The following is a 21,393-nucleotide window of genomic DNA, read 5'->3' on the forward strand; positions in this document are numbered from 1 at the left end:
TATACAAGATGCGGCGTTCGAACCCGAACTCCGGAAACGACGACCACCTTGCCACACAACTTGCCCACTCGTCTATACGAGTATGCCTGTTGGGGTGTACGAGTTCGGAGAAGCGCCCCCGCGCACCACCGCCGATCAGGCGCTCACGTCGCCGGGAGCTGGTACGACAGGACGTAGGCGTCGGCTGCCATGACCGTGTCGCAGACCTCCACGGCTCGCCCGCCCTGGTCGAACGCGGTACGGATCAGGTGGATGACCGGCACGCCAGAAGCCAGTCGCAGAGTCCGGACCTCATCAGGCGAGGGCATCCGAGCGCGGATCTCTTCCTCGAAGTGGTCAAGGCGGTGCCCCAGCTCCTCAAGCCGGGCATAGATGCCACCGGGCCCGGGGTTCGGCTCGGCGATCGGGGTACCGCGCGCGATGTCGAGCGGCAGGTACGAGGTAGCGAACTCCACGGGCCGCCCGTCCAGCAGGTAGCGGCGACGCCGGGCCAGCACCCGTCGCACGGACCCGAGCCGGGTGGAGACATCCTGACTGGCCTTCTCCTCCTTGACCTCCAGGCTGTCCACCTGCGGGTGACTGCCGGCGGCGTCGGCCTCCACGATGAACGCGGACTTCCCCTGCTCGCGATGACGCCGGGCGAACCGGTCTGAGGCAAGACGCCGTACAGGCGGGCGTGGTCGCACGAAGACGCCCTTGCCGTGCTCGGCGTGCACCAGGCCCTCGCCTTGGAGGACGGAGAAGGAGTTTCGAACCGTCATACGGGAAACCCCGTAGTGCTCGACGAGTTCGGCCTCGGAGGGCAGCTTTTCGCCCTCCTTGAATCGCCCACGGTCGATGGCCTCGCGCAGCTGGTCGGCGATCTGCCGAAAGACCGCACGATCGCTCGTGGGATCGAGATCGCCGAGGAGGCCGGAAGGAAGAGACGGCACGTGTACTCCTTTAGGTATCTAGACGAGTGGGCGAGCTTTGTTGCTACGGTGGAGAGCCTAGCCATCCGAGAGGGCAGAGGAACGTGAGCACCCAACGTCCGCACTCCGTGAGCGTCGCCGGAGTCATCGTCGACGACCAGGACCGCGCCCTCTTGATCAAGCGCCGCGACAACGGCCACTGGGAACCCCCGGGCGGCATCCTCGAACGCGAGGAAACCATCCCCGAGGCCCTTCAGCGCGAAGTTCTCGAAGAGACCGGCATCAAGATCGCGCTTCCCGCGACCCTGACCGGGATCTACAAGAACATGAAGGGCTTGATCGTCTCCATGGTCTTCCGCTGTGAGGCCGCCGACGGCACGCCCACCACCGGGGACGAGACCCGCGCACTGCGCTGGGCCACCCGCGAAGAGGTCATCGAACTCGCCGACGAGGCATACGCGATCCGCGTCCTGGACGCATTGGACGCTGTATCCCCGCCGGCCATCCGCGCCCACGACGGCGTGAAACTCGTCTAGCCCGAACCCGCTGCACATGGCGGCCTACCAGCACGAAGGAACTTGTATGCACGAGTATACGAGCACCGCCCGGGTCTGGGGACTCACTTGCCCAGGATTTCCGGAAGAGGTGAGCCGGGCCCGCCGCTGGACGCGGGACATCCTGCGCGGATCTCCCCTGGCCGACGACGCCGAACTGATCGCGAGCGAGCTGAGCGCGAACGCGATCCTCCACACGGCAAGCGGAACGGCATCCGGCAGCTTCCACCTGGCCCTGGCCGTCACCCCGCAAGTGGTCGCCCTTTCGGTCACGGACGCCGGGGGCACCGGCATGTCCCCCAAGGTCGAGCACCAGGAGCAGGACGCCGAACACGGCCGAGGCCTGAGCATGGTCACCGCACTCGCACACCGGGTCGTGATCCACAACAGCCAGGCCGGCCACACCGTCACCGCGGAACTCTTCGCGAGCGCACGACCGGGAGGACGCACATGGTGACGGCCACTCCTCACGGGCGCTTAGCCGCAGCAGAACCCGACAACGCCTACCGATGTTGGGCAGCGGCCTATCCCGCGAACGAGACCCGCTCCATCCCTCTGGGAGCACACACCACAGCTAGCCCCCGCCTCGCCCTGCGCTGGCTGCGCGAGCGGACGAACAACATCACCGACCAACTCGACGCGGCGTACGCACGACCGGGACGCCACTGGCTGAACGACGAACCAGAGCACGAACGCGCACTCGCCATCCTGACCGGGGGCACGGCCTACCAGCTCACCCTTCATGACGAGAACACCCGCTACGTGCTCGTGGCCTACCCACTAGTGGTGACCTCGTGACCGGGCTCCCGCGTGGCTACTGGTGCGAGTGCTGGACCCAAGGGCTCACAAACGAGGCGGAGCAACCGACACTGCATGCCTCGTTCGACGCCTACTCCGCTCCTCAAGCCGACAGGTGGGTAGCCGTCGCCCTCAGGACCATCACCCCGGCACTGGACACCGCAGCATGCGACGAAGCATGGGCATGGCTCTACGAGCAACGAGCCGAGACAAGAAGAGCCCTCCTACGATCCGAGCCCTGCACCGTCACCATCACACACGCCACCACCCGCATCACCTGGACGATCCGACCAGTGCTCTTCCTGCCCCTCGCCCACCGTCGAGGCCCCGAACTCCCCGCATGCGGACACGGCTCCAAGCCCCGCACCACAGACTGAGTTACAACTTTCTCTACTGGTTCAAGGCGGCTCGCTTGCGCTCGCCGCGCGCGGCCCGGACCCCGGCCGGGCCTGCGCTCCTGTCTCCGCCCCGCTCCAGCCCGGCCGGCGCCCGTGCCGCGCGCACAGCAGTCAGCCGACTGACGTCAAAAAAGGGGTACGTCGTGGCTGGGGCGGTCGGCTCCACGGCTTTAGGCAGCCACCATGGGGCGAGCCTCTAAGATCATGGCCCCAACGTCGTGCTTTAACGGGCAGGTCCACAGACTGCCCGACGCGCCGGAAGCTTACGGGGCCATGATCACTCGTCCCATGGCAGCTCCAGCCCAAAGCCGCTCCACCGACCTCCATTATCGAGCGCGCAACGTCGTGATCTCCTCTACGTCAATGGTCACAACAGAGCCCGTCTTGGAATCCAATTGAATCCAAGATCGACATCCTACAGAGAGTGGCACTTTCGGAGGATCCGCCTCATCAGCCAATTCCGTATCTACTTCCAAATGCAGATCGACGAGACTGAGAACCGTATCCTCCACTTGGTATGACTTAATCTTGCGAACGCTGGAAACTCTTACATCAATAAGGAAGCCTCTGTCTGCGTGATACTTTTCGGAAATTTCTTGAGAAAGGCCAATATCAAACAGCGCTTCCAGGAGGACAGGGAGCGCACTGTTGATATTTTCACGCTCAGGAACCGTGGTCACTTTACTCGAAAGGGCATCGAGCAACGAGTCTAGGTTTCTGTGATAAATCACTTCTACGGCTCGCGCTTTGCAATCCTCAAGTAGGTCGGGATGCAGGCGTTTCGCATCAGCCGTGTCAGCGAAGTCATCCTTATTGTCAGAGACGAAATGAACAGGCGCATTGTAGCTGGACGCCGAGTCCAGCATGCTCAGCCAAATTGCGCTATCCCTGGCACCTTTTCCCTCACGGGCAGGCCGCTTGCGAGCCGCTTCGCGCTTAAGCGCTTCGACTGCTTGTGTTCCCTCAACACTCACTACCTCGAAGGCTGCCTCAAGTTCCGCCCTCCATGCGGCAGTGATTTCCTGCAAGTCGGGGATGTAAATCGACTCGAGATCCATCACTTTGGATGCCTGATTGAAAGCCTCCTGTAGCTTTTGGATCGCCTCCGACGCAAGGTCCTTTCTGATGTTCACCGACTCTTCGAGCACAACCTCAGAAATATAAACTTTCAGCTGGTTGTGTGAAGCTACTTTTAAAACCGCAGACATCAGAACATTCTTAAGGGATCCCACCCTGGGAAGCACATTAGTGTCTAGAAAAATCACAGCTCACTCACTCTCCGGAGCGAGACGACCGATAATTCCTGTGGCCAGCCCTTCGAAGAGAGAGAAAGTGTCACGAGCGCGGGTGAATTGCGATCCACGCGCTTCCGTACCACTCAACTCGAAGACGGCACTTTGTGAGCGCTGAGCCATGGGAATCAAGCTCGAGAGGTTTCTAACCTCGCCAATTAGCGGCTGCCGCGAAGGAATGGGGACCCCTGCTTTCCTCAGTGGTCCAACGACACCGTTTTCGTACTCTTGAGGGATCCTGTCAATCCACTGCTTGTATGCGGCTGCTGGCACCTGCCGGTAGGTGGTGAACTGTTGACTAATGTAGCCCAGAGGAGACGGCTCTCCCAGTGGAAGATCAAAATCGAGATCCAACTCTCTGCGCTTTGCTGATCCCTTGGCTGCACGCCACTCTTCAACCCATAGAGACGTACTCTTGCCAACGCTGGGAAGTGCAGTGATGGAGAATAGGTCAGGCGCCATTGGGATAACAAAACCGTCCGAGGCGAGCAGGGCTGTGCGGTTCAAGGCTCCCACGTTAGGACCTAGGTCAGCCAGGACATAGTCTGCCGATACTTGCTCACCCAAGAGGACTGCCAATCGATGAACAGTTGTGCTCACTCGAAATCCTCCGGCATTACCTGCCAGAGCCTCGGTCCATCCCTGAGGGCAGATCTCCTCAAACTCACTCAACCGAATATCACCCGGAAGCACCCACACGTTATCACGGATTTGCTGAAGGTCGACCTCTCGCAGCTCTCCGGATCGGTCGACAACGGGTTTCAAGCAGCTCCAGATGGTTTTTCCATCATTCCAAGTATCGATGATTCGCTCAGGCGCGAGTGCCGCAGCTGTCAGATTAGCCTGCGCATCAAGGTCCAAAAATACGATTCTCTTCCCCTTCTTCGCCAGCGCGATTCCGATGTTGTATACCAGAGTCGTTTTTCCAACTCCGCCTTTATGGTTAAAGAAGGAGATGATCTCCACTTAGCGACTCACCGTCTTTCCATTGCGCGATCTCGTCCAGACCTTACATGCAGGCAAGGCCAGCCATCGCGACAACAGCTCCCAAGCCCTGTCGAATCCTCGTGCACTCAACGGCCGCGGGGCAACCGTTTCGGTGAAATCGCCGTGATCTGTCGATGCTCGGACCTTATGGCTGAGGGGTTCAAAGCATGCGAGTGCAAGAAGCCGAGCGCTGGCACCGCCCCAGGACCCCCAAGAGTCCCTTGCGTCACTCGAAACAGCGAAGGCCCGCCTCCGCATGCGGTCGAAGCTGAGCTCTGCCGTAGCGCGCGGAGATGCAGGCCCGAGAGCGTGCAGCAGCCGGGACTTGCCGCACACCAGTGGACCCGGAGGGGGCACAGCACGGACGCCGGCGCGTGACTTCGAGTTCTTCCTCTCGCGTCGTACCCTGCACTCCGGGTCGGGCAGTAGTTGGCCTTGCGGCCGCACGGCGCTGCCTCACCACCCCCGTGCTCGCACTTCGGCGGCAAGCTCCCACACCGGCACGTTCCTAGGCAACCTAAATACTTCAGATGTAGACCGTGATCCGAGACAGGCTTCTATGATCGGATCGCGTTTCGATCGTATGCAGAGCAGTAGTGGGGGAGCATGGCACAGTCAACGTCTGCGGCCGAAAGGGCAATTGAGGAACTTCTTACGCACGATAGGAAGATTCTCGCCCTTCGGAACGAAATTCGCGAAGCCCGCCTTAAGCGATTTCTACTGGTTTCCACCTACTCCTCTGCGCCTACGCTACTGTTGATTCTGTTCGTCGGGAACATCGTCACATGGGGTCACATCGATCTCGCCCGTGTCAACGTGGCATGTATTCCGATTCTCATCGCTCTCCTGATCCTGTGTGTGATCGTTCGCGCCAACAGCACTTCTATCGACTTCTGGGACGGTCCCCTACAAGACGAATGGGAAGCCGGTCACGCGGCGGAGAAGAAGATCGACCTCGAGCTCGCCCTTGAGCGCAAGCGTCTCTCCGCAGCATCTATCGACCTACCAACAGACACCCGTCGCCACATCTACCGAGAGACCGTCCCAGTAACCATTGAGCAGTACCGCTCGGACGGGCTTCGGTACAGGCGTATCCATAATTTCTTCCAAAGCATCATCATCGTCGGTTCGCTTGCGACGTCGACGGCAGCAAGCCTTGCGGATACCCCGGCTCCTTATAAATGGATCACCGTTGGCACTAGCTTCTCTGTCGGTCTCGCAGCAGGCTTCACGGGGTACTTCAAGTTCCGCGAGCGTAGCTTTTATCTCCAACAGACCTCCGACTCCATCGAAGAGGAGTACGACGCTGTCAACCTGAAGGTTGGCCGCTATAAGAGCAGTGCTGACGACGAAGCTGCCCTTTTGGAGTTCACCGAGCGAGTTGAGATCCTCAAGAATGACCAGCGCAAAAGGCAGCAGCAACTGGACCAACCGACAGAAACGCCCGAGGGCTGACCCTGGTGTCCAGTTCGCTGATGAACCGCGACCCGTGCTTGTATCTGAGACACAGGCGCGGTTGCGAAGCGCCTTCAGATACTCGCGCCGTCCGGGTCGACGTCAGACTCGCGCAGCCCGAGAGCCTCGCCTTGGCGCAGACCGAGCGCAAAGGCCAGCGCCCACCGGGCACTGTTGCGTCGCTTGCTGGTTTCGAGCAGCACCCCCTTGTCTTGATCTTTGTCCAGAGCGCTGACGGGCGCCGCCGTTCGCCGTCTACGCGCTCCGCCTCTGGCCTGCCGCGCTCGTACGGCGTGGCCCAGCGCAAGGAGAAAGAGGCCCGGGAGAAGTAGCGCAAGAAGCGTAAGCCACGCCGACATCCACGGTCGACATCAGCGGCCCCGCGTACCAACAGACAAGTACGGTCCGGCTCGGCCGAGGCGACCACGTTCGAGGCGACCACGCAGCTCCCCGACTGAGCTGCACCGTGATCGAGGCTAGAGCCGCCCCGTCTGCCAGATCGGGTCGTCCGGTGCGGGGCGTCCGTCGAGGCGCTGAAGGGGTTCTCCGGTGAGCGAGAGATGCCGACGAGCGACGGCTATGAAGTGTCCCTGTGCGGCAACGACTCTCCCTCTGAGCTCCATCCAGTTTTCCTCGGGAGTCAGACCCCGCCGTATGGCAATGTGAAACCGCCAGATCTGCTCGTCAATGGCGTGCGCGGCTGCTGCAATGTCCCTGCTGGCAACGAGATTGACGCTACCCAGGGCTTCGCCCCAGGGGCGCCAGTCGACTGTCGTCGGGGCCAGCACGCCTTGAGGGATGTCGTCAGGCCGGTTGCGGTCCAGGTCGCTGAGGTCTACAAGCACTGAGGATGATTCCCGCAGTACACGGACGCACGCTGCCGCCTGCTGTTCCCTGATCCAGTGGCGATCTTGAGCTCTTCTGCTGACGATGCTCCCAACGAATACGCCAATGAGTGTGGTCAGCACGGCCCCGACCGGAGCCGCCAGTAAGGCCAGCAACGACGTCATATGAGTCATTCTGGCGAAGATGCGGTGGCTTGAGTAGCGGCTCACCTCAGCTCGCTACGGTCGGCCAGTGGGCGTGCCGGTTCCAGTGCCGAAGCCGTTCAGGAACCCGGAGACCGCAGCCCACTCGTTGACCACCTCCATCGGCCTCGGCCCGGCGGCCGGATCTGCGGCGCCGCTGACTCACTCCCTGAACATGCCCTCGTGCCAAACCCGTGCCAGATAGTGCGGGGAACCACAGGGAACAGCGGTCACCCATCCGGCATGCCCTCAGGTCATGAGTCCGCTCCGCAGCAGGTCAGCAAGACCATCGGCCCCGTAGAACCCAAGCTTCCCCAGCTCAGGGCGCAGTGCCGTCTTCACTGACATCCAGGTCCTCTCTCATGCGTGCCCGAAGCACAGCAAGGGCATCGTCGTAAGCTCGGCGCCCCTCCAGGTACACGGGATCGGTGACCAGGACTCCCTCCATCACCCGATCCCGAAGGTCACGCAGACGGCGGAAAGCATCCTCCGAAGCCTCTACGACGCGACTGGGTGCACAGGTTGATGTGGCCCTCGACAAGGGGCGCCGGCTGGTTGAGAAAGACCGCCTTGCGCGAACATTCGCGTATGAGGTTCTGCGTGAGGGAACGGATTTCGACGGCACGGAGCGGTCACCCATGCGGAATGCGGAAGCGCGGGTAAACCTGGGGGTCACCGCAGCGCGAGAGGGCGACCTCGAACAAGCCCTCATCCACGGCGAGCGAGCCCTACAGGGCGAGCGTCAGTCCGTCCCGTCCCTGATCATGACCTGTCGAGAACTCGCGGCCGTCGTGAGGCAGCGCTACAGCACCGAGCCAGCGGCGCAGGACTACCTGAGCCACCTGCAAAACCTTGGTAGGGAAGCCGGGGTTCCTCCCTTCCGGAGCGGAAGAAAGAACGGGCCGTTTTGGCGCACCCTGCCTACAGGGGTGGGCTCGCCGAGAAGAATCCGCCGATGCTCCGGGTCAGTCGCGTGGCCTCCGACAGCCCGAAACGGAAAGCGAGCAGTGTGTACACGAGGATGAGGAACGCCACGATGGCCAACGGCACGAGGAGTTCCACGGGCGCCCCCAACGGTGACAGCGCAAAGAAGGCGAGGATCACGATTACTGCCGCCCACAGGCAGGCGGTTGCCAAGCGGCGCCCGTCAAGCCGGTCCGGCTCGACGGAGTCCACCTCCGGGAGGGTCTCCGCAGGCAGTACCGCAGTGAATCGACCAGCGGCGATGTTGTTGGTGGTGAGAGCCGCGAGTTCCGCCAGTCGGAGTGCGGCCGCCGTGCGATCTCCGGCGAGCCGGTCTGCCGCCTCAATGAATGCGGCGTCAACGCGGTTGAGGTGCGTCCTCAGCTCGCGTCGCAGCGCACGCCGCTTTCCGAAATCCGAAGCAGCGTTGTTGGCGAACGTCCGTAGCGGCAGGCCCAATAGGGATACCCTCTGACTGAGCTTGATGGCTTCGGTATATCGGGTAGCAGGACGGGCGACGGTCGCGCTTGCCGCCAGCAGGCTGAGCAGCGGATAGATCGGCCTTGAACAGCGCGGAATGCTCCAACCCTCGGACGCATTGTTGAAGCACACCATGGCGATGACGATCGCCATAAGGAAGTTAAGTGGCACCAACTGGGCGGACCAACTCGCCCACACACCGGTGCAATTGCTCGTGGGAGTCGGCTCCAGAAATCCCCCGGGCCTGCACGCCGCGCGACTCCCGGCGATCAACATTACTAGGATGACGTTCGAGACGGCGGCGATTTTCATTGCGAGGAGAGGGAGCAGGCCCCGCTCGTAGGCGAGCGCGGAGCGGATGGCGTCCACGTCGAGATGCAGCCCCAACTCAGTTGCTCCCGCTTGCGCCTCGGTCACGCGCCGTTCGACGTGTCGGTGGTGCAGCCTCAAAGTCGGGTGGCGCCACGACGGCTGGCCGACAGAACTCACATGTCCCCCCAAGGCGTCTACGGTGGGACAAGCCTACGAGCAGCCACCGCCAGCCAGGCGTGGAGCGGCGTGCCCGCGACGGCTCGCTGCCTGCATCGCGTACAAAGCGGAATCCCGACTTGCGTCTGTGCGTTGTCCTGGTCTTTGTCCAGTGCGCCGACAGTCGCCCCCGTCCACCGCCGCACGCGTACCCCGTCTGACCTGCCGATTGCACCCCCATGAACGCCCCTGAACGGCCGCGCGGACAGTTGCAAAGCGTGCGCCCTTGAGCAGCCTCCTTGGGCCGCCGTGCACCGCTGCGCGGAGCAGTGCGCCTTCCACAGAGGACATGTGCCCGGCAATCCTGCACTCGTCCGCACGACGGTCGAGACCGGGGGTGGGAGACGTGGCTCGTACGCAGTCCAGGTGTGGAGCGCTCACGGAGAAGGGCACTCGGTGCCGGCGGCTGGCGATGGTCGGTGCGTCGCGATGCAACCTGCACCGTGGCGAGTGGTCGTCGTACACCATCGAAAAGCGCAAGGAAGCCGAACGCAAGGCGAAGACACGCAAGCGGCGCAAGTGATCCCAGCCGGTGTGAGGTGACATTTATGGCTGACATCAACGACAGCGGACAGCGGCGGCGCCGTACGGTCCGACACGGCATGGCCGCCCCGCGCAGCACGGGTGGACAGGCGGTCAGACCGAACTCCTAAAAGCGGGTATCACAGGTTCGAATCCTGCCGAGGGCACAGAGAGAAGGGGCCAGCTCAGGAGGGTTTTCTTCCGGGCTGGCCCTTCGTCGTTTTCAGTGGCGTGGCACACGCGTGCCATTGATGCCACGCGGATGCCGCATCTCCTGGCCGGAGGTCCCCCGCCATCGCAGATCACGGCCCCGAGTCGATCGGCGACGGCCCGGTCCCGGGCGCTGGTCTGCTGATGGGTCAGCGCGGCTCGGGAGCTACTGTGCCCCTCCGTGCCCGTGGGGCGGTCCTGAATCCAGGGCGGCGCGGTTCGACTTGCCCGAGTCCCCCGGTGCCCTCTGACCGGCACCTTCACGGAGAGCGGTTCGACGTGCCCACTCAGCCCGACCTCAAGTCCGGAGTCGTCCTCATCGGCTCTCTCGCCGGCCATGCCCCCACCAGCCTGCGCGCATGACTCCCTCACCGTTACCCAAGGCCGCGTTCTGCGCTGTCCTGGCGGAGCGTGACCGGGGCCGATATGAGCGTCCCGGCTTTGTCGTCATGCCCGGCGCCATCACGGCGGGCCCCTTCACCGGCCTCCTCGCTGCCATCTCAGCCCTGTTCGGGCTGAAGGAGGTCCGCGAACTCCGCGAGGAGCGCCGTATCGCCCGAGGGCGCGCCTGCGCCGTCGCCCGCAGCCAGGGCATCGCCATCAGGCGCTGAGCCTGCGCGGGTAACGGCAGCAGTCGTTTCTGCAGCGGACATCCAGTGCTGGCATCAACACGGGGCGAAGTGCGCGGTTCGCGACGAGGACGGGCGGGCGCAGCCCTTTGCAGGCTGTGTGTTGACCTGTCACGATCAAGCCGTGGCGAAGCTGTCGAAGATCGCAAATCGTATGGACGCCGTCTTGGACCTCATGGGCCCGCTGATCGGCGTCATGCTCCTGGTGGTGGGCATCGAGACCTACCGCGACGGTGGGTCCCTGGGGTGGCCCATCGCGGGAGCGGTGCTGCTTGTGATCAATCTCTGGGTGGCCTGGCGCCGGCTCGCAAAGTGGCGCCGAAACCCGACTCCGTCGTCGTAGCAACGCCGCGCAGTCGCCCATGCTCCCGTAGGTGCCCGAGGGAAGGGAGAGCATGGCGCCCGGACTTACCCCCTGACGGAATGTACCGCTTTGCAATCTGGGGCCGTACGATTCGCCACCTAGGCTGTTCGCATGGGGCGATCACACGAGGATCCGGAGCGCCGGCGCAACATTCCCGCGGCAGTTGAGGCCGCTCTCTGGACGCTGAGCAACGGCCGGTGCTACGCCCCTGGGTGCCCCTTCCCCGTGATCTATGAAGTCCGGCCCGGCGTCTATCAGAAGAACGCTCAGATCGCACACATCGTCGGCGTCAAGCGCAATGCCGCCCGCTACCGCCCCTGCCCTTCGGAGAAGGAAGCGCGAGAGCGCGAGTCGTTCAAGAACCTGATACTTCTCTGTCTTGCCCACCATGCCGAGGTCGACGACAAGAACCACGGCGAGGAGCGATATCCGCCTGACCTGCTTCGGGAGTGGAAGCGTGCCCACGAAGGCAGGAATGGCCCGGCGTTGGACCTGCTCCCGCCACTTGGCGAGGATCAGCTCGCTGACCTCCTCATCTCGGTGTTCACCCCGCCGGTGACGCGGCTGGAGATGATCGCTGACCAGTTGGAGCGAACGGGGACGCTCACGTCGGATGCCCTTCGTGAGCTGCGCAATATCGTCACTGTCATGTCGGACAAGTCCGGTGGCCTTGAAGCAGATAGCGCTCGACGATTGGCTTATGCGGCAGAGGTTTTCGACGCTCAAGGACTTCGGGGGTCCGCGAACTCGCTCGCGCATGCTGCTGAGATCCTCCCATCGCTCTTGAAGCAGCTCGATCAGCGGCTCAAAAGGCTTGGGAACTTCATGTAGGTACGAGCACGCCCGGCCGCTGGCAGGACTGCGGCGGCAAGCTCATCCCACGGTGGTCAGTTCCTGCGGCGGGCGGAGGGCAGCGGTACCGGAGCCACCCCCTCGACGACGGTGTTGGTCAGGGTGCCGATGCCCTCGACCGTGAGGGTGACCGTGTCTCCGGGCACGAGGGGCGGGGGTTGCAGGGCGCCGCCTCGGCCCCAGAGTTCGGCCAGGCAGCCGCCGTTGCCGCAGGTTCCGGAGCCCAGGACGTCGCCGGGGCGGATCCAGGTGCCGCGGGAGGCGTAGGCGGCCATCTCCTCGAACGTCCAGGCCATGTTCGCCAGTCGGTCCTGGCCGATCGTCTCGCCGTTGACGGCGACGGTGAGGGCGAGGTCGAGGAAGCCGTCGGCGTCGCGGTGGGGTTCGAGTTCGTCGGCGGTGACGAGCCAGGGGCCGAGGGTGGTGGAGGTGTCCTTGCCCTTGGCCGGGCCGAGTCTGACCCTCATTTCGCGGCCCTGGAGGTCGCGGGCGGACCAGTCGTTGAGGATCGTGTAGCCGAGGATGTGAGCGCGGGCCTGGTCGGGGGTCAGGTCGCGGCCCGCCTTGCCGATGACCGCCGCGACTTCCATCTCGAAGTCGAAGCGCTCGCAGCCCGGCGGTACCGGCACGTCGTCGTGGGCGCCGATCATCGCGTACGGGTTGGTGAAGTAGAACGCCGGTGCGGCGTACCACTCCTCGGGGACGGTGTCGCCGTATCCCCGCGCGACTCCCTCGACGTGGCCCTCGAAGGTCATGTAGTCGCGGACGGTGGGCGGTTGCAGGGGAGGCAGCAGGCGCGCGTCGGTCAAGGGTACGGGCAGGGACGCGGTCAGGGCGCGTTCTCCCGCCTCGCGCAGGGCCTCCTCGCCCTCCACGATCAGGTCCAGCAGGTCAACGGAGTGTGAGAGGGGGTGGAGTTGGTCGTCGGCTACGACTCCCGACTGCCGTTTTCCGTCGTGGACGAAGCTCGCGAACTTCACGCCGCGCTCCCCTCCGCCTCGGCCGGCGCCGTGCCGCCGCGCCGGAAGCCGACGAAGACGGCGGCGATCACGGCGGCGGTCACGCAGGCGGCGGCGGTGAGGATCAGTCCGTTGTTGTAGCCGTGGGCCAGGGCGTCCGTGGTGTAGGGGGCGAGCTTGGCGCTGAGCGGCCCGAGGTCGGCGGTGTGCAGGGCCAGCGGGCCACCTTCGTGGAGGACGGCGGAGGCGATGCCGTGCTCCTTGGGGGTCAGTCCGGCGTTCGCGAGGCTGCCGGTGAGCTGGCTCGCGGCCATGCCGAGGGCGAGGGCGCCGACGACGGCCGGGCCGAGGGTCTGGCCGAGGTCGCGGACCAGGCTGGTGGTGGCCGCCGCCATGCCGGTCAGGTTCTGCGGTACGACGTTGACGGCGGCGGCGGTGATCGCGGCGACGACCAGGCCGAAACCGACGCCGTTCAGGATCAGCGGGCCCAGCATGGGCAGCAGAGCGGTCTCGTGGATCGGCAGCGCCCGCAGCCACAGCTGGCCCGCGGCCATCGCCAGGAAGCCGGTGACGAGCATGGGGCCGGGCCCGATGCGGTGCAGCAGGCGGACCAGCAGGGGCCAGATGAACGGCGTGCACGCCTGGATGATCATGACCGGTATCGCGGCCTCGAAGGGGCCCTGGTGCTGGATGACACCGAGGCGGATGCTCAGGTCGTACGCGCCGCCGAGGAAGCCCAGCATGCCGATCACCGCCATGGCGGCGGATGCGGCGAACGCCGGGATGCGGAAGAGGGTCAGCCGCAGCATCGGGGCCGCGCTGCGGTTCTCCACCACGACGAACGCGGCGATGAAGGCGGCGAAGGTGACGAAGGACGCGACGATGGGTGCCGAGCCCCAGCCGTCCGAGGGGCCTTGGATGATGCCGTACAGCAGGGCGAGCATGGCCACGGCGATGGTGATCTGCCCGGGCCAGTCCAGCGAGCGGCCCTCCGGGGCGCTGGACTCGGTGGCGAGCAGCCAGGCCGCGGCGGCGGTGATCACGGCGAGCACGCCGGTCACGCCGAACGCCCACTGGAACGGCGCGTGTTCGACGATGCCGCCGGACATGAGCGGGGCGAGGAAGGCGCCGAGCGACAGGGCTGTGGTCCAGGAGGCCAGGCCCCTGGCGCGTGCGGCCGGGGTGGTCGTGATCGCGGTGATCATCGTCAGGGAGGCGGGGAAGAGCGCGGCGGCCCCGATGCCGGAGACCGCCTGGCCGGTGATCAGCTGGGCCGGGGTGTCGGAGGTGGCGGACACCAGGTAGCCGACGGCGGCCAGCAGCGCCGCGCCGACGACGAGTTTCTTACGGCCGTAGCGGTCGCCCACGACGCCGAAGGTCAGGGCGAGGACGGCGGCGGGCACCAGGAAGGCGTCACTGATCCAGGTCAGTTCCGCGCCGGACGTGTGGAGCGTGCGCTGCATCTCGCCGTTGATCGCGGCGGGCAGCACCAGGCCGATCTGGGCCAGGCAGACGGCCAGACAGCCGGCGATGATCGTGCCGGTGTGGCGTGCCGCAGCGGCCGGTGCGGCGTCGGAGGGCGGGGCGGCGGGTGGGTCGTAGGCAGGGGTGGAGACCATGTCTCCTCCTTGGAGGGGTTGGCGGGTCGTGCGGCCCGAGGGGGACGGAGGGACGTTGGTGCGGGGAGCGGCGTCAGAGGCTGGGGCAGAGTTCGGCCATGCAGCCGAACAGGCCGGGGCCGTCGAGCGGGGGCAGTGAGGGGTCGAGCTCCCGGTAGACGGTGTGCACGTTGACGGCGAGGCGTTCGCTCTCGTCCAGGTCGGCGAAGCGGCCCAGGCGGATGTCGCGTGCCGCGTCCATGGCGGGCATGCCGGCGGTGAAGCGGGCGGTGGCCTGCTCGTGGACGTATTCGAGGTAGTCGCGGATCTCGCGGACGGCCTGCTTGGTGGTGACGGGGCCGTGGCCGGGTACGACGATGTCGGCGTCGAGGCCCAGGAGGAGGTCGCAGGCGGCGAGCCAGCGGGCGAAGGGGCCGTGCCAGACGACCGGCGCCGCTCCGGCGAAGACGATGTCGCCGGTGTAGACGGTCCGGGCCCGCGGCACGTGGACGATCGTGTCGCCGGCGCTGTGCGCGGGGCCCACGTCGATGAGGCGGACCTCCGTCCCGCCGATGTGGAGAACGGTCTCGCCGTCGAAGACCCGGTGCGGCAGGACGGGTTCGATGCCGGTGTGGTCGAAGCGGCCGAAGATCCGGCGGGCGAAGCGTCCGGCCGGGCCGTCCATGCCGGTCAGCGCCCGCATCTCGGCGGGGCCCACCTGCCGCATGTCCGTCACGGACCCGCGGGCCGCGATGATCTCGGCGTGGGCCACGAGCTGGTTGCCGAACCAGTGGTCGCCGTTGCCGTGGGTGTTGACCACGGTGGAGATCGGTGCCGGGGCGGTCAGGGGCGTCAGCGCGTCGAGCATGGTCTTGGTCAGCCGCAGGTCGTAGAGGGTGTCGACGAGCAGTGACGCGCCCCGGCCGGTGATCAGCCCGGCGTTGCTCATGCCCCATCCGGCGTCGCCCGCGATCCAGGCGTAACAGCCGTGTCCGAGCTCGACACAGCCCGTACGGGTTGTCACGGAAGCCACGTTGCCTCCTTGTCGGCGTCCAGCGCGATCAGAGCCCGATCAGCAGCGCTGACAGCAGCACGATCAGCACGCCAGACTTGCATCCATTGCTGGACTTGAGTCCAACAATGGAGAGGAATCTAGATAGGTGCCGGGAACGGGTCAAGAGGTGTGCGGCCCTGTGTTGTACTGGGGCCATGAAGATCCGGGACGCGGCAGCCGCCTCCGGGGGCGGCCCGACCGTCGGGCGCCAGGAGCGCAGGCGCAGGAAGCTGCACGACCAGCTGTTCGAGACGGCGGTCGGCCTCTTCGTCGCCCAGGGATACGAGGCGACCACCATGGAGCAGATCGCGGAGGCCGCCGATGTGGCCCGGGCCACGGTCTTCAACCACTTCTCGCAGAAGGTCGGCTTCCTCGAGGAATGGGGAGTCCGCCGCCGCGCCCGCGTCGCTGAGATCCTCGGCGCGGAGCACGCCGAGGACCTGCCGGTCGGCGACCGGCTGCGCCGGTACCTGAAGGAGATGGGCGACCTCAACGTCGCATCCCGTGCGGAGACCACCGTCCTGATGGACGCCTCGGCGCGGTACGGGCACCTCCTGCAGGACCCGTCCCTGGACATCGAACTCGCCAGGATCGTCGAGCAGGGGCGGCAACGCGGGGAGATCAGGGCGGGCGTCGACTGCGACCAGGCCGGCCAGCTGCTGGCCGCCTGCTACTTCTCGACGATCCTGCGCTGGATCCGCGAGGAACCGGCCCCCTTCGACCTGCACGAGCGCCTCGCCGGGGCGCTCGACATCATCCTGCTGGGCCTTCTCGCCGAGGGTTCGCATCCTGCCGGGGGCACGACGCAATCGGTCTGACCTGGGTTTTCTCCCCAGGAGGCGTGGCGTTCCGCTCGGCCTCGGGCTCCTCGTCCGGGTCAGGGCGCGGCGATGTCGCCGAGCGCGTTCCGTACGTCCTCGAAGAGCCGGAACAGGTCGCGCCGGGGTGCGATGTGCAGCTCGTCCGCCTGCCATACGGTGAACGCCACGAGCGGATGGGTGGCGAGAGCGTCGAGGTCGGCGGCCGCCGGGTCGCGCAGCCGGAACCGGAGGCGGACGAAGCAGTGCGTCAGCCGGGTGACGTTCTCCCGGCCGCCCACCCCCCGCAGGATGGCGTCCGCGGCGTGGTCGCCGTCCTGCGTCGCGTCCGCGGCGTGGTCGCCGCTAGACGTCGACACGATCGCCCTCCGACCTGTCCGGCTGTGCCGTCAGACGGCTGACGTGCAGCGCGAGGTAGAGGATCTCCTCCCGGCCGACCTGCCAGTCGAACAGCTCCTCCATCCGGCGGGCCAGCCGCTCGGCGCAGGCGTACTCCAGCGGCCTGGCGTTCCTGACGGCTTCGCCGATCTGGTCGTCGGCCGCGCGGGCCTGCTTGCCGTCCCGGGCGCGCAGGAAGAGGTAGCGCAGATGCGTGATGAACCGCGCCGCGTCCAGCGAGCGCTGGTCGATGGCGACTCCGAGGTCCTCACCGATCGTCTCGAGCGCGACCCTCAGCCATTGCGTCATCTGCATGGTCGCCGCGATGTCGCCGGATCCGATCTGCGCGTTGACGAAGTGGAGGGCCAGCGGCAGCGCCTCGGTCTCGTCCAGCCGCACCCCGAGCCGGCGCTCGATGATCTCCAGGGCGGCCGCGCCCATCTCCGTCTCCGCCGGATAGAGGTTCTCGATCTCCCACTTGAGCGGGTACTCGATCAGGGCTCCGGTCCGGGCGCGGGCGAGGGCGAAATGGACGTGGTCGGCCAGGGGCAGCAGGATGTGCTCGCTGATCTTCTCGCCGAGCCGCCCCCGGGCAGCGGCGACGACCTCTTCCATGACCTCGATCACACCGAGCGGGATCTCGGCGGCCAGGGCGGCGAGGCGTTCGGCGGGCATCGTCTTCGCCACGAACCGGCGCTCGGCGCGGCCGGTGTCCACGACTTCTCCCGGCTTGACCTGGAAACCGATCCCCCGCCCCATGAGCACGGTTTCGGCACCGTGCTCGTCGACGCCGAGCACGACGTTGTTGTTGAAGACTTTTTTCACGCGCATCGTGTGGAGTCCTTGCTGGCCGGGCCCCCGGGGCAGGGTACCTGGCCTTCGCTCCGGCCCGGCCCTGGCGCGTGGCCGGTGCGGCCGCGGGGGCTGTGGTCTTCTCCTCGCCGCGGAGGTTGTGGTCGTCCCGCGCCGCAGGGGCTACGGGGTCCCGTCGCCGCGCAGCAGGCTGGTCCCGTCGCCGCGCAGCAGGCTGGTCCCGTCGCCGCGCACCAGGCTCGCCCCTCGGCTGCGGATGACGTCGGCGTACCAGTCGAACGACTTCTTGCGGTGGCGGGCGAGGGTGCCGTTGCCGTCGTCGTCACGGTCGACGTAGACGAACCCGTAGCGCTTGCTCATCTGCGCGGTGCTGGCGCTGACGAGGTCGATGCAGCCCCAGGTGGTGTAGCCCAGGACGTCGACGCCGTCGGCGATCGCCTCCGCGACCTGGACCAGGTGGTCGTTCAGGTAGGCGATGCGGTAGTCGTCGTTCACCGTGGGCCGGCCGTCCACGTGGATCAGTTCGTCCTTGGCACCGAGACCGTTCTCGACGATGAACAGCGGCTTCTGCCACCGGTCCCAGAACTGGTTCAGCACGATCCGCAAGCCCGTCGGGTCGATCTGCCACCCCCACTCGCTGGCCTGGAGGGCCGGGTTCGGCACACCGCCCATGATGTTGCCCTCGCCCGCCGTGCGCAGCTCGGGATCGGCGGTCTCGCAGACGCTCATGTAGTAGCTGAACGACACGAAGTCCACGGTGTGCGTGAGCAGTTCGCGGTCCTCGTCGGTGATGTCGAGCTCGATGCCGTTCTCCCGCATGTGACGCAGCGCGTACCCCGGGTAGGCGCCCCGGACGTGCACGTCGCCGAACATGAGGTTGGCGTGGTCGGCGCGCATCGCGGCGAGGGCGTCGGACGGGTGCGGGGTGAGCGGGTGGACGGGCAGGGCGAGCACCATGCAGCCCACGCGCGCGCCCGGCACCGTCTCGTGGGCGATCTTGGTGGCCAGGGCGCTGGCCACCAGTTCGTGGTGGACGGCCTGGAAGAGTTCCTGGCGGGACAGCTCCTCCTTGGGCGTCGTGATGGCGCCGCTCATGAAGGGCGCGTGGAGCACGGAGTTGATCTCGTTGAAGGTCAGCCAGTACTTGACGCGCCGGCCGTAGCGGTCGAACAGGACGCGGACGTAGCGCTCGTAGCAGCCGATCATCTCGCGGCTCGTCCAGCCGTTGTACTTCTCCGCCAGCGCCAGTGGCGTCTCGTAGTGGGAGATCGTGACCAGCGGTTCGATGCCGTGTTTCTCCAGCTCGTCGAGGACGCGGTCGTAGAAGGCCAGGCCCTCCTCGTTGGGCAGTTCGTCGTCGCCGTGCGGGAAGACGCGGCTCCAGGCGATCGAGAAACGGAAGACGGAGAAGCCCATCTCGGCGAAGAGGGCGATGTCCTCGGCGTAGCGGTGGTAGAAGTCGATGCCCTGCAGTTTGAGGTTGTCGGGCGTGGGGTGGGGGGTGCGCGGGCCCGCGAGGCCGCGGGGCAGGACGTCCTGGATGGAGACGCCCTTGCCGCCCTGGTCGTGGGCGCCCTCGATCTGGTTGGCGGCCGTCGCCCCGCCCCAGAGGAAGGACTCCGGGAAGGCGTCCGGGGAGGGGCGGGTGGCGGTCGGGTCGGTCATGCGTGTCTCCTCAGCCGACGAGGTCGAGTGCGGCGCGGCGGGGCTGTACGTCGCCGGTGGCCGTGGGCACGACGGCGGTGTGGGCGCCCGGGTCGGTCACGATCAGGACGGTGATCGGGTCGTAGCCCGCGTCCGTGATCACCTGGAGGTCGACGTCGGTCAGCGGATCGCCGGCGTTCACGCGCTGCCCCTGGGCGACGGCGGGGGTGAAGCCCCTGCCCTGCAACTCCACGGTGTTCAGGCCGATGTGCACGAGCACCTCGACGCCCGAGTCGCTGCGGATGCCGAACGCGTGCGGCATGACGCTGACGAGGGTGCCGCTCAACGGCGCGTACACCTTGCCCTCGCTGGGAATCACCGCCAGGCCGGAGCCCATCGCGCCGGAGGCGAACACCTGGTCGGCGACCTCGGCGAGCGGGACGACCTTCCCCGCGACGGGTGCCACGAGTGTCGCGATCCCGTCCTGGGACGCCGTCCCGCCCTGGGACGCCTTGCCGTGGGAAGCCGCGTCCGAGGGGCTCCCGCTCGCCGCGGGCAGGTCCTTGAATCCGACGACGAGGGTCAGCGCGAAGGCGATGACCATGCCGATCCCACAGCCGAGGAGCTGGAGGGCGAAGCTGCCGACGTTCAGGGTGGAGGTCACCGTGATGGCGCCGGGCAGGACGAAGCTCGTCGCCGCCGAGCCGCCCGCCGTCGCGATGCCGCCGCCGACCGCGCCGCCCACGCAGGCGAAGACGAACGGACGCTTGAGCCGCAGCGTGACGCCGTAGACCGCGGGCTCGGTGACGCCCGCGAGGAAGCCCGACAGGGCGGCCGGTCCGGCCACCGCCTTCAGGTCGCGGTCGCGGGTCCGCAGGAACACCGCGAACGTGGCCGCGGCCTGGGCGAGCACCGGTGCGAACAGCGCCCCTGCCAGATCGGTGTGGCCCGTGGTCGCCAGTTGCTGGAACGCGATCGGGATGAAGGCCCAGTGGAGGCCGAAGACGACGAGGACCTGCCACAGACCGCCGAGCAGGGTGCCCGCCGCCCAGGGGGACAGCCCCCACAGCTGGTCGACACCGGACGCGAGCGTGTCGCCGATCCAGGTCGAGACCGGCCCGATGGCGAGGAAGGAGGCCGGCACGACGAGCGCGAGCGTGACCAGGGGGGTTCCGAAGTTGCGCACCATGGCGGGCAGCACGCGCTCCGCCAGGCGCTCCACGTGCGACTGGACGTACACCGCCAGGATGGTCGGGACGACGGCGGACAGGTAGTTGGCCATGACGACCGGGATGCCGAGGAAGGTCAGCTTGCCCCCGCCCTGGGCGAACGCCTGCAGCGTCACGCTGGCGCCGTGCGCGCCGGGCATGACGGCGATGGTGGCGGAGTAGACGAGGGCGCAGGCGATGACGATCGCCGTGAACTGGTTCGCCTTGAAACGCTTGGCGGCGGTGACGGCCAGCAGGATCGGCAGGAACTGGAAGACGGCGTCGGCAGCGGCGAACCAGATGGCGTACGTCGACGTGGCGCCGAAGCCGGGGCTGATCTTCACCGCGACCGTGAGGAGCGCCTTGAGCAGCCCGGCCGCCGCCAGGGTCCACAGGAACGGGATGAAGATGCTGGTGACGAGGTCGATCACGCGGGAGAGCGGACCGCCGGTGGAGCCGCCGCCCGTCCCGTCCACGCCCTGGGCGACGACCGCGTCGTAGACGTGGCCGACGGTGTTCCCGATGACGACCTGGAACTGGCCGCCCGCCTCGACGACGGTGATGACACCGCTGGTGGATTCCACGGCGGCCTTGTCGGCCCTGGACGGGTCGACGAGAACGAAACGCAACCTGGTCGCGCAGTGGGCGAGGGATCTGACGTTGCCCTTGCCGCCGACGCCCCGCAGGACCTCTTCGGCGATCGATTCGTACGTGCTTGTGGTTGTCACGGCTCCTCCTCGAGCCCCGCTGTCCTGGAACCGCGTGCCGACCGTCGTGCCGACCGTCGTGCCGATCTTCGGCAACAAAAAAACCCAAGCCGTGACCCTGCGAGCCGCTTGGAAAGCGGCGGGTCTCAGCTTGGGTTTTGCCTGTGGTCCAGTAACAATCCCAGCTTTGGTAAGACGCCCTTGGGGTGTCTTGGGGCGAGACAGTAGACGCCGTCTTTCACG

Annotated in this window: 21 protein-coding genes and 2 pseudogenes; 9 read left to right on the forward strand and 14 right to left on the reverse strand. The window is 66.4% G+C overall.

All coding sequences use genetic code 11. The features are described 5' to 3' along the window. Positions 1 to 143: 143 nt before the first annotated feature. Positions 144 to 932 (reverse strand): GntR family transcriptional regulator, encoded by a 789-nt coding sequence (locus tag C1703_RS16555; RefSeq protein ID WP_114253600.1) that lies wholly within the window; start codon positions 930 to 932, stop codon positions 144 to 146. 107 nt (positions 933 to 1,039) lie between these two features. Here C1703_RS16555 and C1703_RS16560 point away from each other — a divergent pair, with 107 nt between their 5' ends. Genes C1703_RS16560 through C1703_RS39705 form a run of 4 tightly spaced genes read left to right on the forward strand, consistent with a single transcriptional unit; the run spans position 1,040 to position 2,640 of the window. Next, positions 1,040 to 1,447 (forward strand): NUDIX hydrolase, encoded by a 408-nt coding sequence (locus C1703_RS16560; protein WP_062931480.1) that lies wholly within the window; start codon positions 1,040 to 1,042, stop codon positions 1,445 to 1,447. Between the two features lie 46 nt (positions 1,448 to 1,493). Further along, positions 1,494 to 1,922, forward strand: a complete 429-nt coding sequence (locus C1703_RS16565) for an ATP-binding protein (RefSeq protein WP_114253601.1) — start codon at positions 1,494 to 1,496, stop codon at positions 1,920 to 1,922. Next, positions 1,916 to 2,263 (forward strand): hypothetical protein, encoded by a 348-nt coding sequence (locus C1703_RS16570; protein ID WP_114253602.1) that lies wholly within the window; start codon positions 1,916 to 1,918, stop codon positions 2,261 to 2,263. The genes C1703_RS16565 and C1703_RS16570 overlap by 7 nt, the downstream gene beginning before the upstream one ends. Further along, the gene (locus C1703_RS39705) at positions 2,260 to 2,640 is read left to right on the forward strand and encodes a hypothetical protein (RefSeq protein ID WP_114253603.1); all 381 of its coding nucleotides are present in this window, start codon (positions 2,260 to 2,262) and stop codon (positions 2,638 to 2,640) included. Before C1703_RS16570 ends, C1703_RS39705 begins: the two co-directional genes overlap by 4 nt. 347 nt (positions 2,641 to 2,987) lie before the next feature. Here C1703_RS39705 and C1703_RS16580 read toward each other — a convergent pair whose 3' ends face one another. The 3 genes and pseudogenes from C1703_RS16580 to C1703_RS39710 form a co-directional block, all read right to left on the reverse strand. Then, positions 2,988 to 3,926, reverse strand: coding sequence for a PIN domain-containing protein (locus C1703_RS16580; protein WP_114253604.1), 939 nt, complete (start codon positions 3,924 to 3,926; stop codon positions 2,988 to 2,990). 3 nt (positions 3,927 to 3,929) lie between these two features. Continuing rightward, on the reverse strand, positions 3,930 to 4,919 hold the full coding sequence (locus C1703_RS16585; protein WP_114253605.1) for a ParA family protein: 990 nt from the start codon (positions 4,917 to 4,919) through the stop codon (positions 3,930 to 3,932). A 354-nt stretch (positions 4,920 to 5,273) separates the two neighbouring features. Beyond that, positions 5,274 to 5,428: pseudogene (locus C1703_RS39710) on the reverse strand (site-specific integrase); the annotation flags it as partial. A 268-nt stretch (positions 5,429 to 5,696) separates the two neighbouring features. On the opposite strand from C1703_RS39710, the gene C1703_RS16595 reads away from it, so the two are divergent. Beyond that, the gene (locus tag C1703_RS16595; protein ID WP_232840503.1) at positions 5,697 to 6,395 is read left to right on the forward strand and encodes a DUF4231 domain-containing protein; all 699 of its coding nucleotides are present in this window, start codon (positions 5,697 to 5,699) and stop codon (positions 6,393 to 6,395) included. A 57-nt stretch (positions 6,396 to 6,452) separates the two neighbouring features. On the opposite strand, the pseudogene C1703_RS39715 reads toward C1703_RS16595, so the two are convergent. The 3 genes and pseudogenes from C1703_RS39715 to C1703_RS38960 all read right to left on the reverse strand — a co-directional run. Beyond that, positions 6,453 to 6,613 (reverse strand): annotated as a pseudogene (locus C1703_RS39715) (site-specific integrase); the annotation flags it as partial. 258 nt (positions 6,614 to 6,871) lie between these two features. Beyond that, the gene (locus C1703_RS38955) at positions 6,872 to 7,405 is read right to left on the reverse strand and encodes a hypothetical protein (protein ID WP_157993118.1); all 534 of its coding nucleotides are present in this window, start codon (positions 7,403 to 7,405) and stop codon (positions 6,872 to 6,874) included. 939 nt (positions 7,406 to 8,344) lie between these two features. After that, the gene (locus C1703_RS38960) at positions 8,345 to 9,283 is read right to left on the reverse strand and encodes a hypothetical protein (RefSeq protein ID WP_157993119.1); all 939 of its coding nucleotides are present in this window, start codon (positions 9,281 to 9,283) and stop codon (positions 8,345 to 8,347) included. A gap of 1,292 nt (positions 9,284 to 10,575) precedes the next feature. On the opposite strand from C1703_RS38960, the gene C1703_RS38965 reads away from it, so the two are divergent. The 3 genes from C1703_RS38965 to C1703_RS16620 all read left to right on the forward strand — a co-directional run bounded on the left by C1703_RS38965 (position 10,576) and on the right by C1703_RS16620 (position 11,950). Further along, positions 10,576 to 10,737: a hypothetical protein gene (locus tag C1703_RS38965; protein ID WP_157993120.1), complete on the forward strand. Its 162-nt coding sequence runs from the start codon at positions 10,576 to 10,578 to the stop codon at positions 10,735 to 10,737. 142 nt (positions 10,738 to 10,879) lie between these two features. Continuing rightward, on the forward strand, positions 10,880 to 11,098 hold the full coding sequence (locus tag C1703_RS16615; protein WP_114253609.1) for a hypothetical protein: 219 nt from the start codon (positions 10,880 to 10,882) through the stop codon (positions 11,096 to 11,098). Between the two features lie 246 nt (positions 11,099 to 11,344). Continuing rightward, a complete protein-coding gene (locus C1703_RS16620; protein ID WP_114253610.1) occupies positions 11,345 to 11,950 on the forward strand; it encodes a hypothetical protein in 606 nt (201 codons plus the stop codon). A 56-nt stretch (positions 11,951 to 12,006) separates the two neighbouring features. On the opposite strand, the gene C1703_RS16625 is transcribed toward C1703_RS16620, so the two are convergent. From C1703_RS16625 to C1703_RS16635, 3 genes are all read right to left on the reverse strand, one after another. Next, on the reverse strand, positions 12,007 to 12,951 hold the full coding sequence (locus C1703_RS16625) for a fumarylacetoacetate hydrolase family protein (protein WP_114253611.1): 945 nt from the start codon (positions 12,949 to 12,951) through the stop codon (positions 12,007 to 12,009). Beyond that, positions 12,948 to 14,549, reverse strand: coding sequence for an MFS transporter (locus C1703_RS16630; RefSeq protein ID WP_114253612.1), 1,602 nt, complete (start codon positions 14,547 to 14,549; stop codon positions 12,948 to 12,950). Before C1703_RS16630 ends, C1703_RS16625 begins: the two co-directional genes overlap by 4 nt. A 73-nt stretch (positions 14,550 to 14,622) precedes the next feature. Next, positions 14,623 to 15,561, reverse strand: a complete 939-nt coding sequence (locus tag C1703_RS16635) for an MBL fold metallo-hydrolase (RefSeq protein WP_114253613.1) — start codon at positions 15,559 to 15,561, stop codon at positions 14,623 to 14,625. 176 nt (positions 15,562 to 15,737) lie between these two features. Between C1703_RS16635 and C1703_RS16640 the strand changes: the two genes are divergently transcribed. Then, positions 15,738 to 16,400, forward strand: a complete 663-nt coding sequence (locus tag C1703_RS16640; protein WP_114253614.1) for a TetR/AcrR family transcriptional regulator — start codon at positions 15,738 to 15,740, stop codon at positions 16,398 to 16,400. Positions 16,401 to 16,459: 59 nt separating this feature from the next. On the opposite strand, the gene C1703_RS40130 is transcribed toward C1703_RS16640, so the two are convergent. The 4 genes from C1703_RS40130 to C1703_RS16660 form a co-directional block, all read right to left on the reverse strand. After that, positions 16,460 to 16,759: a PTS transporter subunit EIIB gene (locus C1703_RS40130; protein WP_269803206.1), complete on the reverse strand. Its 300-nt coding sequence runs from the start codon at positions 16,757 to 16,759 to the stop codon at positions 16,460 to 16,462. Then, a complete protein-coding gene (locus C1703_RS16650; protein ID WP_114253615.1) occupies positions 16,746 to 17,609 on the reverse strand; it encodes a PRD domain-containing protein in 864 nt (287 codons plus the stop codon). The genes C1703_RS40130 and C1703_RS16650 overlap by 14 nt, the downstream gene beginning before the upstream one ends. 144 nt (positions 17,610 to 17,753) lie before the next feature. After that, a complete protein-coding gene (locus C1703_RS16655; protein WP_114253616.1) occupies positions 17,754 to 19,256 on the reverse strand; it encodes a glycoside hydrolase family 1 protein in 1,503 nt (500 codons plus the stop codon). 10 nt (positions 19,257 to 19,266) lie between these two features. After that, positions 19,267 to 21,171, reverse strand: a complete 1,905-nt coding sequence (locus C1703_RS16660) for a beta-glucoside-specific PTS transporter subunit IIABC (protein ID WP_114253617.1) — start codon at positions 21,169 to 21,171, stop codon at positions 19,267 to 19,269. Between the last annotated feature and the right edge of the window lie 222 nt (positions 21,172 to 21,393).

The organism is Streptomyces sp. Go-475, assembly GCF_003330845.1.
Lineage (GTDB): Bacteria > Actinomycetota > Actinomycetes > Streptomycetales > Streptomycetaceae > Streptomyces.

Excerpts from the sequence above, each read along its gene's own strand:
- C1703_RS38955 (WP_157993118.1), bottom strand. The coding sequence starts at position 7,405 with ATGACGTCGTTGCTGGCCTTACTGGCGGCTCCGGTCGGGGCCGTGCTG.
- C1703_RS16655 (WP_114253616.1), bottom strand. The coding sequence starts at position 19,256 with ATGACCGACCCGACCGCCACCCGCCCCTCCCCGGACGCCTTCCCGGAG.
- C1703_RS16640 (WP_114253614.1), top strand. The coding sequence starts at position 15,738 with ATGAAGATCCGGGACGCGGCAGCCGCCTCCGGGGGCGGCCCGACCGTC.
- C1703_RS16630 (WP_114253612.1), bottom strand. The coding sequence starts at position 14,549 with ATGGTCTCCACCCCTGCCTACGACCCACCCGCCGCCCCGCCCTCCGAC.
- C1703_RS38965 (WP_157993120.1), top strand. The coding sequence starts at position 10,576 with ATGCCCGGCGCCATCACGGCGGGCCCCTTCACCGGCCTCCTCGCTGCC.
- C1703_RS16565 (WP_114253601.1), top strand. The coding sequence starts at position 1,494 with ATGCACGAGTATACGAGCACCGCCCGGGTCTGGGGACTCACTTGCCCA.
- C1703_RS16570 (WP_114253602.1), top strand. The coding sequence starts at position 1,916 with ATGGTGACGGCCACTCCTCACGGGCGCTTAGCCGCAGCAGAACCCGAC.
- C1703_RS16650 (WP_114253615.1), bottom strand. The coding sequence starts at position 17,609 with ATGCGCGTGAAAAAAGTCTTCAACAACAACGTCGTGCTCGGCGTCGAC.